This window comes from Pseudomonas sp. SIMBA_068 (genome assembly GCF_046534705.1).
Classification (GTDB): domain Bacteria; phylum Pseudomonadota; class Gammaproteobacteria; order Pseudomonadales; family Pseudomonadaceae; genus Aquipseudomonas; species Aquipseudomonas putida.
Map to the genome: position 1 here is coordinate 1 of NZ_JAWRYI010000011.1, position 13,411 is coordinate 13,411.

Below are 13,411 nucleotides of genomic sequence, written 5' to 3' on the forward strand. Positions count from 1 at the left end.
AGAAGACTCGAACTTCCACGACCTTGCGGTCACTGATACCTGAAACCAGCGCGTCTACCAATTCCGCCACCTGGGCACACATTCGAGATTAAAAGATGCTTTACAGCGCCGTTCATCTCTACTACAACGTCGGGGTTGTCCGTCGTTGTGGTGCGCACTATACGGACGCTCCCCAAGGCTGTAAACCCCCCAATCAAAAAAAATTTCAAAAAATTCAACTTGTTGATTCCACAGGCCTATTACCGTTCTGGATGCACAGCAGTGGGGGCTGTCCAAGGCAGACATTTCCGGTTTCAATAGGCCTATGCCAGAATTCATATCTATATACCCCAAGGTGAACCCCTTCTGATGGCCGATTGGCAATCCCTCGATCCCGAGGCCGCTCGCGAAGCGGAAAAATACGACAACCCCATTCCCAGCCGTGAGCTGATCCTGCAGCGCCTTGCCGACCGCGGCGAGCCCGCCGCGCGCGAGGAGCTGGCGAAAGAGTTTGGTCTGTATGAAGAAGACCAGATCGAAGCCCTGCGCCGCCGCCTGCGTGCCATGGAGCGCGACGGCCAGCTTATCTATACCCGGCGCGGCACTTATGCCCCGGTGGACAAGCTCGACCTGATCTGCGGCCGTATCTCCGGCCACCGCGATGGGTTTGGTTTCCTCATTCCCGATGATGGCAGCGATGACCTGTTCCTCAGCCCGTCGCAGATGCGCCTGGCCTTCGACGGCGACCGCGCGCTGGCGCGTGTTTCCGGTACTGACCGCCGTGGGCGCCGTGAAGGCGTGATCGTCGAGGTCATCTCCCGTGCCCACGAAAGCGTGGTCGGCCGCTACTTTGAAGAAGGCGGCATCGGCTACGTAACCCCGGACAACCCGAAGATCCAGCAGGAAGTGCTGGTGACTGCCGGGCGTAACGGTGGTGCCAAGATCGGCCAGTTCGTCGAGATCAAGATCACTCACTGGCCAACGCCGCGCTTCCAGCCACAAGGCGACGTGGTAGAAGTCATCGGCAACTACATGGCGCCGGGCATGGAAATCGACGTTGCCCTGCGCAGCTACGACATCCCGCACGTCTGGCCCGAAGATGTGGTCAAGGAAGCGCGCAAGTTCCGCTCCGAAGTCGAAGACAAAGACAAAGAGAAGCGCGTCGACCTGCGTCATTTGCCGTTCGTCACTATCGACGGTGAAGACGCCCGCGACTTCGATGACGCTGTCTATTGCGAACCGCTGGGCAAGCTGCGCCTGTTCTCCGGTGGCTGGCGCCTGTATGTGGCCATCGCCGACGTGTCCAGCTACGTGCGCCTTGGCTCGGCCCTGGACGTCGAGGCCCAGCAGCGCGGTAACTCGGTGTACTTCCCCGAGCGTGTGGTGCCGATGCTCCCCGAAGAGCTGTCCAACGGCCTGTGCTCGCTGAACCCGCACGTCGACCGCTTGGCCATGGTCTGTGAAATGACCATGAACAAAGCCGGCCAGATGGTCGACTACCAGTTCTACGAAGGTGTCATCCACTCCCACGCCCGCCTGACCTACAACAAGGTCAGCAGCATGCTCGAGCACGCCCGCACCCGTGAGGGCAAGGCGCTGCGCGAGGAGTACAAGGCGGTCGTGCCTGACCTGAAGAACCTGTACAACCTGTACAAGGTGCTGTTGGATGCCCGCCACACCCGCGGTGCCATCGACTTCGAGACCCAGGAAACTCGCATCATCTTCGGCGATGAGCGCAAGATCGCGGAAATTCGCCCGACCGTGCGCAACGAAGCCCACAAGCTGATCGAGGAATGCATGCTGGCGGCCAACGTGGCCACCGCCGAGTTCCTGCAGAAGCACGGCGTGCCGGCACTGTACCGCGTGCACGACGGCCCGCCGCCGGAGCGCCTGGAAAAACTGCGTGCCTTCCTGGGCGAGCTGGGCCTGAGCCTGCACAAGGGCAAAGACCCGTCGCCGAAGGATTACCAGGCCCTGCTGGCGAGCATCGCCGGGCGCCCGGATTTCCACCTGATCCAGACCGTAATGCTGCGCTCGCTGAGCCAGGCGGTGTACAGCACCGAAAACAACGGCCACTTCGGCTTGAATTACGAGGCGTACACCCACTTCACCTCGCCGATCCGCCGTTACCCGGACCTGCTGGTGCACCGCGCCATCCGCAGCATCATCCGTTCCAAGGTCGACACCCCGCACGTCAAGCGTGCCGGCGCCATGAGCATCCCCAAGGCGCGCATTTACCCGTACGACGAAAACACCCTCGAGCAGCTTGGCGAGCAGTGCTCGATGACCGAGCGCCGGGCTGATGAAGCCACCCGTGACGTGGTCAACTGGCTCAAGTGCGAGTACATGAAGGACCGCGTGGGCGAAACCTTCCCAGGCGTGATCACCGCGGTGACCGGCTTCGGCCTGTTCGTCGAGCTGACCGATATCTATGTAGAAGGCCTGGTGCACGTCAGTGCGCTGCCGGGCGACTACTACCACTTCGACCCGGTCCACCACCGCCTGTCCGGTGAGCGCACCGGGCGCAGCTTCCGCCTGGGCGACACGATTGAAGTCAAGGTCATGCGTGTTGACCTGGACGAGCGCAAGATCGACTTCGAAGTGGCCGACAAGACGCTTGCTGCGCCGATTGGCCGCAAGCAGCGCGGCGCCGCGCCGGCTGCCGACAAAGCCGACAAACCCGAGCCAGCACCGGTCGAGGCCCGGGCCACGCCGAAGCCGCGCAGCCGCAAGAGCGAAACCTCCGAGGCGTATTTCCCGAAAGACGCCGTGCAGCGTAACGCCGAAGTGCGCAAAAGCCGTGAAATGAAAAAGGCGCTGATGAGCGATGCCCGCACCGGCGGCTCGTCCAGCAGCAAGTCGGACAAAGGTGGCAAGGCCGCCGGCAAGCCGACCAAGCACCGTAAAGGCCCGCCGAAGTCCGGCGCGCCACGCAAGAGCAAGAGCAAGTCATGAGTCAGCTGGAAAAGATCTACGGCGTGCACGCCGTGCAGGCGTTGCTGCAGCACCATCCGAAGCGGGTCAAACAGATCTGGCTGTCGGAAGGGCGCAGCGAGCCACGCCTGCAGACCCTGCTGGCGCTGGCTGCAGAAAACCGTGTGCAGGTTGGCCAGGCCGAGCGCCGTGAGATGGACGCCTGGGTTGAAGGCGTGCACCAGGGCGTTGTCGCCGAGGTGAGCCCAAGCCAGGTGTGGGGCGAATTGATGCTCGAAGAGTTGCTCGAGCGCACCGAAACGCCGCCGCTGATCCTGGTGCTGGACGGTGTTACCGACCCGCACAACCTCGGCGCATGCCTGCGCACGGCCGATGCGGCCGGTGCCACGGCGGTGCTGGTGCCCAAGGACAAGTCGGCGACCCTGACGCCTGTGGTGCGCAAGGTGGCGTGCGGCGCGGCAGAGGTGATTCCGCTGGTGGCCGTGACCAACCTGGCGCGCACGCTCGAGAAACTGCAGCAGCGTGGCCTGTGGGTGGTGGGTACCGCCGGCGAGGCCGAGCAGGAGATCTACCAGCAGGACCTGACCGGGCCTCTGGTGATGATCATGGGCGCAGAAGGCAAAGGCATGCGCCGGCTAACCCGTGAACATTGCGACTTCCTGGTGAAGTTGCCGATGGGCGGTAGCGTCAGCAGCCTGAACGTTTCGGTGGCCACCGGGGTTTGCCTGTTCGAAGCCGTGCGTCAACGCCAGGCCAAGCGCTGATCTTCAGCCTGTTCCGGCCCATTCGCGGGCGCGCTCGCTCCCACAGGTTTTTCACTGGCTTTCAAGCAGTGAAGTCCCTGTGAGAGTGGGTTTACCCGCGAAAGGGCCGGTAGCCTGTGAATATGTATCAGGCTGTTCAAATATTCGCCAATTGCCTTGCTTGTGCGCCACGCCTTCTCTACAATTGCGCCCCTTGCCGAGCTGGCAGGCGCTCATGTGCCTCCCCTCCGTGCAAGACATACAGTGTCATTCACTCCTTGTCTGACCAGATACGCTGGCAGACTACTAACCCGTAAGGAGCATTCATGCGTCATTACGAAATCATCTTCCTGGTTCACCCGGACCAGAGCGAGCAAGTCGGCGGCATGGTTGAGCGTTACACCAAGCTGATCGAAGAAGACGGTGGCAAAATCCACCGCCTGGAAGACTGGGGCCGTCGTCAACTGGCCTACGCAATCAACAATGTTCACAAGGCTCACTACGTGATGCTGAACGTTGAGTGCACCGGCAAGGCCCTGGCCGAGCTGGAAGACAACTTCCGCTACAACGATGCCGTTATCCGTAACCTGGTCATCCGTCGCGACGAAGCCGTTACCGGCCAGTCCGAGATGCTGAAGGCTGAAGAAAACCGCAGCGAGCGCCGTGAGCGTCGTGAGCGTCCTGAGCATGCTGACTCCGCCGAAGGCGACGACAGCAATGACAGCGACTCCAGCGATAACGCTGACGAGTAATCCACGGACCTTTAGAGGAGCCTATTAAATGGCACGTTTCTTCCGTCGTCGTAAATTCTGCCGCTTCACTGCTGAAGACGTGAAAGAGATCGACTTCAAAGATCTCAACACCCTGAAAGCTTACGTATCCGAAACCGGCAAGATCGTTCCAAGCCGCATCACCGGTACCAAAGCTCGTTATCAGCGTCAGCTGGCTACCGCTATCAAGCGCGCCCGCTTCCTGGCCCTGCTGCCCTACACCGACAGCCACGGCCGCTGAGACCGGGTCGTCGACAAGCAGTAAGGGATTAGCATGCGAGCGTTAGCAAGTTTCATCATGCGCGGTCGTGTGCAGGCCACCCTCGTGGTGGTCATCAGCGCGGTACTGCCGCTGCTGTTCTGGTTGAGTGCCGCTGCATGCAGCTTTGTGCTGCTGCGGCGTGGTTTCAAGGATGCTACAACGGTCATCGCCGGCGGCCTGCTGGCCGGGTTGGCTGTGTGGGTCATGGGCGATCCCATCACCTTTCTGGTGATTGCAGGAGCCCTGAGCCTGGCCGCCCTGTTGCGAGCCGAGCATCCCTGGAGCCGGGTGTTGGTGGTCAGTGCCGTGTTCGCCGTGGCTTTCAGCCTCGTGCTCGATCTGGCGCTGGCGCAAACCTTCGATGTGCTGGCCAAGGCGTTTGCCGAAGCCATGCCGAAAATCGAGGGGCAACCCGTGCTCTCCGGTGAGCTGATCCGCCCTGTGCTGGTCGCTTCCACAGCAGTGACGGTGCAATTGTTCAGTGTGCTGGCCTTGGTGCTGGCGCGCTACTGGCAGGCAGCGTTGTACAACCCTGGAGGCTTCGGTCGCGAGTTTCGCGCCCTGAAGTTGCCAAAACAGACCATGGCGGTCTTGGTGGCAGTGATGGTGGTGGCTCCGTTTATCGGGCCGCAGTTCATCATCCTGGCATCGGCTTCGAGCCTGGTACTGGTACTGGCCGGCATCGCTTTGATGCACGGGCTGGTGGCACAGGGCCGACTGGCCGGTTTCTGGCTGGTGGGCATGTACGTGACGCTACCGCTGATCATGCAGCTGATTTATCCGTTGCTGGTGGTTTTGGCCATTGTCGACAGCCTGATTGATTTTCGCGGTCGCAAGTCCCCCAAGGGGAATGACTCCGCGAACGGTGAAGGTTAAAAGTTAAGAGGTTTTACCAAATGGAACTGATCCTGCTGGAAAAAGTCGCTAACCTGGGCAACCTGGGCGACAAAGTAAAAGTTAAGGCTGGTTACGGCCGTAACTTCCTGCTGCCATTCGGCAAGGCCACCGTTGCCAACGCCGCCAACCTGGCTGCGTTCGAAGAGCGTCGCGCCGAGCTGGAAAAAGCAGCTGCTGACCGTAAATCGTCGGCTGAAAGCCGCGCTGCCCAACTGGCCGAGCTGGAAGTGACCATCACTGCCACCGCTGGCGACGAAGGCAAGCTGTTCGGTTCGATCGGCACCCACGACATCGCTGACGCCCTGACCGCCTCCGGCGTTGAAGTGGCCAAAGCTGAAGTTCGTCTGCCGAACGGCACCATCCGTCAGGTTGGCGAATACGACGTAGCCGTGCACCTGCACAGCGACGTTGAAGCCACCGTACGCGTGGTTGTCGTAGCTGCCTAAGCTGCGCTAACTGGCTGGCTCCTTGCGGGTCAGGCGGTTAACATCGGGCACGGTCCTGTTTTATGCAGGCCGTGCCCTTTGTCTTTTTCATCCTCCAGAATTCTTTCGTGGCCATGAACGAGATCACCACCTCCGAACAGCTTGACCTGCAAACCGCCGCCCTGAAGGTGCCGCCGCATTCCATCGAGGCCGAACAGGCCGTGCTCGGTGGCCTGATGCTGGACAACGACGCCTGGGAGCGAGTGCTGGACCAGGTGTCGGACGGCGATTTCTACCGGCATGACCACCGGCTGATCTTCCGCGCCGTGCACAAGTTGGCTGATGCCAACCAGCCATTTGACGTGGTGACCCTGCACGAGCAGCTGGACAAGGAAGGCCTGTCCTCGCAGGTAGGCGGCTTGGCGTACCTGGCCGAACTGGCCAAGAACACCCCGTCGGTGGCCAACATCAAGGCCTACGCCGCGATCATTCGCGAACGGGCCACACTGCGCCAGCTGATCAGCATCAGCACCGATATTGCCGACAACGCGTTCAACCCGCAGGGGCGCAACGCTGCAGAGATTCTGGACGATGCCGAGCGGCAGATCTTCCAGATCGCCGAGGCACGGCCAAAGACCGGCGGCCCGGTAGGCGTCAACGAGCTGTTGACCATGGCCATCGACCGTATCGATACGCTGTTCAACTCCGACAGTGATATCACCGGTATTTCTACCGGCTACACCGACCTGGACGAGAAAACCAGCGGCCTGCAGGCAGCCGACTTGATCATCGTCGCCGGCCGTCCGTCGATGGGTAAAACCACCTTCGCTATGAACCTGGTGGAAAACGCCGTGCTGCGCAGCGAAAAGGCGGTGCTGGTGTTTTCCCTCGAGATGCCAGGTGAATCGCTGATCATGCGTATGCTGTCGTCCCTGGGCCGTATCGACCAGACCAAGGTGCGTTCCGGCCAGCTGGACGACGACGACTGGCCGCGGCTTACCTCCGCAGTCAACCTGCTCAACGACCGCAAGCTGTTCATCGACGATACCGCTGGCATCAGCCCGTCGGAAATGCGTGCGCGCACGCGTCGTCTGGCGCGTGAGCACGGTGAAATCGGCATGATCATGGTCGACTACCTGCAGCTGATGCAGATCCCGGGCTCTTCCGGTGACAACCGCACCAACGAAATTTCTGAAATCTCCCGCTCGCTCAAGGCCCTGGCCAAGGAGTTCAACTGCCCGGTCATCGCCCTGTCGCAGCTGAACCGCTCCCTGGAACAGCGCCCCAACAAACGCCCGGTGAACTCCGACTTGCGTGAATCGGGTGCAATCGAGCAGGACGCCGACGTGATCATGTTCGTGTACCGGGACGAGGTTTATCACCCCGAGACCGAGCACAAGGGGATTGCGGAAATCATCATCGGTAAACAGCGTAACGGCCCCATCGGTTTCGTACGCCTGGCATTTATTGGCAAGTACACCCGCTTCGAGAACCTGGCGCCGGGGATGTACAACTTCGATGACGACGAATAAGCCTGACTAAGTATCGCGACACCTTTCGCTCGCCTCGACGGTGACCAAGAACAACTGCCCTATGATTGTTCTTTCGAGACTTAAAAGCCCCTGCGGCGGTGTCCCAAATAGCGGCCGGTCAACTCCGGCCGCAGAAGGGGCAAGGCTCGGTGTAGTTTATTTGGGATCCCTGATCGTACCGATCGTGACTTTGGTTGAAGTGAAGCCGGGTAATAGCTTGAAATGTTTGTATGCGATAAATTCATCGCCGTTCCTAGCTCTGGTTACTGACACACGGGTTGCATAACCGGAGGAAGCTGCTCCAGTCAATTTGCTCATATCCTCGATGAGTGACGTACCGGACTGCGGGGCAGGCGCGCTGGAGTGACAGCTCAGAAAATGAGTTGGCCGACCCGACATATCAATATCACGATCCAGCTGTCGGTAAAGACGCGCAGCGTTGTACCCGTCCTTGCTACTGCCGATCACCGAACCTGGTGCGCCATGGGCGCTGATATACAAGGTCGATGGCCTGTACCCGTTTGGTTGTTGCTCCATAAAGGCGACGACTCCATCGAATTCAACGAAAACCCTCCCACGATAAGCCTTCTGCGATAGCGTTCTGCCTAGTAGGGTGCCAAATTCTGGAGCCTTTCCTGTAGGGTCGCTGCCATTGATCGGGTCATTGAGGGCAAACGCATAGCAGTTCAATCCTCCTGTTTCAAAAGGGCTTTCCCTGTCCGGGCAGGTGAATCGCATCAGGCCAGGGCTGTAGCTACGATAGCCATTACCCAATAGGTACTGATCAGTAAAAGGCTCCTGATATTCGCCTTTGAAACCTATGGCGGTATTGGCTCTGACGCTGCAGCCGTAAGCGCTGAAAGCTCGTTGCGTCAGTCTCGGTGGCGCGGCGGTCAGGCAAGAGGTGGTAGGCGAGATTTTCATGTCCGAGCCTTTGATGATGCCGATGCAGTTGCAATGCTAGCGTTGCCCTGAGCCGGACGAAACTGTCAAATCTGGCAGGTGCAAAGGCTACAGGTAAAACATCCGACCACCATCGTCGGATTTGGTCAAAATTTGTGCTATATTCCGCGCCCGCGATTTCCCTGCACACCAGAACCGGTCACTGACATGCAAGCAGCCAAACCACTCTACGACTATCCCAAGTACTGGGCCGAATGCTTCGGGCCAGCACCTTTCCTGCCAATGAGCAGGCAGGAGATGGATCTGCTCGGCTGGGATTCCTGCGACATCATCATCGTGACCGGTGATGCCTACGTCGACCATCCGTCGTTCGGCATGGCCATCATCGGCCGCCTGCTGGAAGCCCAGGGCTTCCGCGTGGGCATCATCGCCCAGCCGAACTGGCAGTCGAAAGACGACTTCATGAAGCTTGGCGAGCCGAACCTGTTCTTCGGCGTGGCCGCGGGCAACATGGATTCGATGATCAACCGCTACACCGCAGACAAGAAGATCCGTTCCGACGACGCCTACACCCCAGGTGGCCTGGCCGGCAGCCGTCCGGACCGCGCCAGCCTGGTGTACAGCCAGCGCTGCAAGGAAGCCTACAAGCATGTGCCGATCGTACTCGGTGGCATCGAGGCTTCCCTGCGCCGCATCGCCCACTACGACTACTGGCAGGACAAGGTGCGTCACTCGATCCTGATCGACGCCAGCGCCGACATCCTGCTGTTCGGCAACGCCGAGCGTGCGGTGGTCGAGGTGGCCCAGCGCCTGGCCAGTGGCGAGACGATCGAGAGCATCACTGACATCCGCGGCACCGCGTTCGTGCGCCGTGATACCCCGCAGGGCTGGTACGAGATCGACTCCACGCGCATCGACCGCCCGGGCCGCGTCGACAAGATCATCAACCCGTACGTGAACACCCAGGACACCCAGGCCTGCGCCATCGAGCAGGCCAAGGGCGACCAGGAAGACCCGAACGAAGCCAAGGTCGTGCAGATTCTCGACAGCCCGAGCGTGACCCGGGAAAAGTCGGTAATCCGCCTGCCGTCGTTCGAAAAAGTACGTAACGACCCGGTGCTTTATGCCCACGCCAACCGCGTGCTGCACCTGGAGACCAACCCGGGTAACGCCCGCGCCCTGGTGCAGAAGCATGGCGAAGTGGATGTGTGGTTCAACCCGCCACCCATCCCCATGACCACCGAAGAAATGGACTACGTGTTCGGCATGCCCTACGCCCGTGTGCCACACCCGGCCTATGGCAAGGAGCGCATCCCGGCCTACGAGATGATCCGTTTCTCGGTGAACATCATGCGTGGCTGCTTCGGTGGCTGCACCTTCTGCTCGATCACCGAGCACGAAGGCCGCATCATCCAGAACCGCTCGCACGAGTCGATCCTGCACGAGATCGAAGAGATGCGCGACAAGGTGCCGGGCTTCACCGGCGTGGTCTCCGACCTTGGCGGGCCGACCGCCAACATGTACCGCATCGCCTGCAAGAGCCATGAAATCGAGAAGCACTGCCGCAAGCCGTCGTGCGTGTTCCCGGGTATCTGCGAAAACCTCAACACCGACCACAGCTCGCTGATCGAGCTGTACCGCAAGGCCCGTGCCCTGCCAGGTGTGAAGAAGATCCTGATCGCCTCGGGCCTGCGCTACGACCTGGCCGTGGAGTCGCCGGAGTACGTCAAGGAGCTGGTTACCCACCACGTGGGCGGCTACCTGAAGATTGCCCCGGAGCACACCGAGCGTGGCCCGCTGGACAAGATGATGAAGCCGGGTATCGGCTCGTACGATCGCTTCAAGCGTATGTTCGAGAAGTATTCGAAAGAGGCGGGCAAGGAGCAGTACCTGATCCCGTACTTCATCGCCGCGCACCCGGGCACCACCGACGAAGACATGATGAACCTGGCCCTGTGGCTGAAGGGCAACGGCTTCCGCGCTGATCAGGTGCAGGCGTTCTACCCGTCGCCGATGGCCTCGGCCACGGCCATGTACCACTCGGGCAAGAACCCCCTGCGTAAAGTGACCTACAAGAGTGAAGGGGTGGAGATCGTCAAGAGCGACGAGCAACGCCGCCTGCACAAGGCGTTCTTGCGCTACCACGACCCGAAGGGCTGGCCGATGCTGCGTGAAGCGCTGGAGCGTATGGGCCGCGCCGACCTGATCGGGCCGGGCAAGCACCAGCTGATCCCGCTGCACCAGCCGCAGTCCGACACGTACCAGAGCGCGCGCCGCAAGAACTCGACCCCAGCGGGCAGCCACAAGGTGGGCAAGGACCAGAAGATCCTCACCCAGCACACCGGCCTGCCGCCGCGTGGTAGCGATGGCAGCAAGCCGTGGGACAAGCGTGAGAAGGCCAAGGCCGAGGCGTTTGCGCGTAACCAGCAGGCGGCCAAGGAGCGCAAGGAAGCAGCCAAGGGCGGCAAGGGCAACAAGAAGCCGCGTCAGCCCGTTATTCCGCGCTGATTGATCTATTTGGGGCTGCTTTGCAGCCCTTTCGCGGCACAAGGCCGCTCCTACAAGAAACCGCGATTCCCTGTAGGAGCGGCCTTGTGCCGCGAAAGGACCGCAAAACGGTCCCAAAAATCTCAGCTTTAGTCAGGCTGCTTGTCGACCCACTTCGGCACCACCGGCGCCACAAAGCTGTCCATCCCGTCCAGCAGCGCGTCCGGCTGCTGCCCCAGCAGCAACATCGCCCGATGTTGCGGCCGCACAAAGCCTTCTTCGACGATATGGTCCAGGAACCCGCCCAGTTTCGTGTAGAAGCCGTTCACATCCAGCAGCCCCAACGGCTTGGCGTGATAGCCCAGTTGCCCCCAGGTCCATACCTCGAACAATTCTTCCAGCGTACCCAGCCCACCCGGCAGTGCGATGAAGGCATCGCTAAGCTCGGCCATGCGTGCCTTGCGCGCATGCATGCCGTCGACCACTTCCAGGCGGCTGAGGCCCTTGTGGCCGATTTCGGCGTTCATCAGGCTTTCGGGAATGATTCCGATCACTTCGCCACCGGCCGCCATGGCCGCGTCGGCAACGGTGCCCATCAGGCCGACCGCGCCACCGCCATAGACGAGGGTCAGGCCGCGGCGCGCAATGGCCTGGCCAAGTGCGATGGCTGCTTCACGGTAGGCAGGGTTGGCGCCGATGCTGGCGCCGCAGAACACACAAACGGAACGTACGGGCATTGCTCATCTCCTGTCACTCAGGTGGTCAGGGTACGGCGCATGCCCGTCGCTTCCAAGGCCACGTTCATTCCGGGCGGGAGAATTCGCAGATGGCGCCCGTTGCCCCGTGGGCATAGGCGGCGAGCAGGCTGTTGATAAATGCAGAGATGGGCATTTGGTATTGCTCCTAAATGAGAGGTTGTCCCATCGTCTATTAAAAGGGCATGATGTGCTCTTAGATTGGTTGTATACAATCCATTGAACAATTCTACTGGCTGGCCTGTTGACACCCCCTTGACCCATATCAGCAAGGGGCTGAACGGTTTCAGGCAGTCTCGCAATTGATAAAACCCTGCCAAGGAGATTCATGATGTTTGCGAAAGCTGTAGCGGTATCCCTGCTGACCCTCGCCAGCGCCTCTGTCTTTGCAGCCGAATGCTCGGTGACTGTCGAATCGACGGACCAGATGTCCTACACCACCAAAGAATTCACCGTCGACAAGAGCTGCAAGGAATTCACCGTCAAACTGACCCACTCCGGCAACCTGCCGAAGAACGTCATGGGCCACAACCTGGTGATCAGCAAGACTGCCGACATGCAGGGCATTGCCACTGAAGGTATGACCCAGGGCATCGATAAGGGCTACCTGAAGGAAGATAACGCCAACATCATCGCCCACACCGCGATGATCGGTGCACCGGAAAAAGAGACCGAAGTGAAGTTCGACACTTCCAAGCTGGAAGCCGGTGGTGACTACAGCTTCTTCTGCACCTTCCCGGGCCACATCTCGATGATGAAAGGCAAGGTCGTCGTCAAGTAAAGACAGCTGTGTAGGCCTCTCGGGCCTATTCGCGGGCACGCCCGCTCCCACAGGTTAATCACTGTTTTCAAGGGCAGTGAAAATCCTGTGGGAGCGGGCGTGCCCGCGAAGCTTTTACGGGGCGAACGGCAATTCGCGCTTGTGCTGGGTCTTGCGGTAGGTGGCGACGATGATATCGAACGCAGCCTGATCAACCGGCAACCCATGCAGGAAGGCGTCGATCTGCTGGTAGGTCACGCCATGGGATGCTTCGTCCGGCTTGCCCGGCTCCAGGTCTTCAAGGTCCGCCGTCGGCACCTTCTCCACCAGTGACTCCGGTGCGCCAAAGCTGCGCGCAATGGCCCGTACCTGGTTCTTCACCAGCCCGCTCAGGGGCGCCAGGTCGCAGGCACCATCACCAAACTTGGTAAAGAAGCCCATTACCGCCTCGGCGGCGTGGTCGGTACCGATCACCAGGCCCGCGCGGGCCCCGGCGATGGTGTACTGGGCAACCATGCGGGTACGTGCCTTGACGTTGCCCACCACGAAGTCCACCAGCGTCGGCGAGCCGTTCTTCAATTCCACCACTTCAGCGGCCAATGCCCGCACCGCCGGGGCGATATCCACGGTGTGCACTTCATCGGCCTTGATCACGTCCAGGCAGGCCTGGGCGTCATGCTCGTCATGTTGCACCTGGTAGGGCAGGCGCACGGCAATGAAGGTGTATGCCTTGTCGCCGGTTTCGGCCCGCAGTTCATTCACGGCGCGCTGGGCGAGCAAGGCGGCAGTCAGCGAGTCGACACCGCCGCTGATGCCCAGCACCAGGGTCTTGAGCCGGGCGTTGGCCAGGCAATCCTTGATGAACGCCACACGCCGGGCGACTTCGGCCTCGAGCGCTGCAGCGTCGGCGAACGGCGGCTGTACCTTCAGCGCCTGGGCAATCTCTTGCTGAACCGCTTGCATG

Annotated in this window: 12 protein-coding genes; 9 read left to right on the forward strand and 3 right to left on the reverse strand. The window is 60.7% G+C overall.

The genetic code is table 11. From position 1 onward, the window contains the following. Positions 1–348 precede the first annotated feature (348 nt). The 7 genes from rnr (at position 349) to dnaB (ending at position 7,542) form a co-directional block, all read left to right on the forward strand. Positions 349–2,934 carry a ribonuclease R gene (gene rnr, locus SB756_RS22600; protein WP_341796904.1) on the forward strand — a complete coding sequence of 862 codons (2,586 nt, stop codon included), beginning with the start codon at positions 349–351 and terminating at the stop codon, positions 2,932–2,934. Next, the gene (rlmB, locus tag SB756_RS22605; protein WP_016489436.1) at positions 2,931–3,677 is read left to right on the forward strand and encodes a 23S rRNA (guanosine(2251)-2'-O)-methyltransferase RlmB; all 747 of its coding nucleotides are present in this window, start codon (positions 2,931–2,933) and stop codon (positions 3,675–3,677) included. Before rnr ends, rlmB begins: the two co-directional genes overlap by 4 nt. A gap of 305 nt (positions 3,678–3,982) precedes the next feature. Beyond that, entirely contained in the window at positions 3,983–4,408 is a 426-nt protein-coding gene (gene rpsF, locus SB756_RS22610) for a 30S ribosomal protein S6 (RefSeq protein ID WP_003249557.1), read from the forward strand. Positions 4,409–4,436: 28 nt separating this feature from the next. Beyond that, positions 4,437–4,667, forward strand: a complete 231-nt coding sequence (rpsR, locus tag SB756_RS22615; RefSeq protein ID WP_003249563.1) for a 30S ribosomal protein S18 — start codon at positions 4,437–4,439, stop codon at positions 4,665–4,667. Between the two features lie 33 nt (positions 4,668–4,700). Continuing rightward, positions 4,701–5,564 (forward strand): hypothetical protein, encoded by an 864-nt coding sequence (locus tag SB756_RS22620; RefSeq protein WP_043198105.1) that lies wholly within the window; start codon positions 4,701–4,703, stop codon positions 5,562–5,564. Positions 5,565–5,584: 20 nt separating this feature from the next. After that, positions 5,585–6,031, forward strand: coding sequence for a 50S ribosomal protein L9 (gene rplI, locus SB756_RS22625; RefSeq protein WP_012316464.1), 447 nt, complete (start codon positions 5,585–5,587; stop codon positions 6,029–6,031). Positions 6,032–6,144: 113 nt separating this feature from the next. Then, positions 6,145–7,542: a replicative DNA helicase gene (gene dnaB, locus SB756_RS22630; RefSeq protein WP_341796903.1), complete on the forward strand. Its 1,398-nt coding sequence runs from the start codon at positions 6,145–6,147 to the stop codon at positions 7,540–7,542. Between the two features lie 156 nt (positions 7,543–7,698). On the opposite strand, the gene SB756_RS22635 is transcribed toward dnaB, so the two are convergent. Then, positions 7,699–8,466: an RHS repeat-associated core domain-containing protein gene (locus SB756_RS22635; RefSeq protein WP_341796902.1), complete on the reverse strand. Its 768-nt coding sequence runs from the start codon at positions 8,464–8,466 to the stop codon at positions 7,699–7,701. Between the two features lie 186 nt (positions 8,467–8,652). On the opposite strand from SB756_RS22635, the gene SB756_RS22640 reads away from it, so the two are divergent. Beyond that, entirely contained in the window at positions 8,653–10,953 is a 2,301-nt protein-coding gene (locus SB756_RS22640; RefSeq protein ID WP_341796901.1) for a YgiQ family radical SAM protein, read from the forward strand. Between the two features lie 128 nt (positions 10,954–11,081). Here the strand turns inward: SB756_RS22640 and SB756_RS22645 are convergent, their stop codons facing one another. Then, the gene (locus SB756_RS22645; protein ID WP_341796900.1) at positions 11,082–11,669 is read right to left on the reverse strand and encodes a TIGR00730 family Rossman fold protein; all 588 of its coding nucleotides are present in this window, start codon (positions 11,667–11,669) and stop codon (positions 11,082–11,084) included. Between the two features lie 349 nt (positions 11,670–12,018). Between SB756_RS22645 and azu the strand changes: the two genes are divergently transcribed. Next, a complete protein-coding gene (gene azu, locus SB756_RS22650; RefSeq protein ID WP_016501867.1) occupies positions 12,019–12,468 on the forward strand; it encodes an azurin in 450 nt (149 codons plus the stop codon). A gap of 114 nt (positions 12,469–12,582) precedes the next feature. Here azu and nadE read toward each other — a convergent pair whose 3' ends face one another. Next, positions 12,583–13,410 (reverse strand): ammonia-dependent NAD(+) synthetase, encoded by an 828-nt coding sequence (gene nadE, locus SB756_RS22655; protein ID WP_016501866.1) that lies wholly within the window; start codon positions 13,408–13,410, stop codon positions 12,583–12,585. Between the last annotated feature and the right edge of the window lies 1 nt (position 13,411).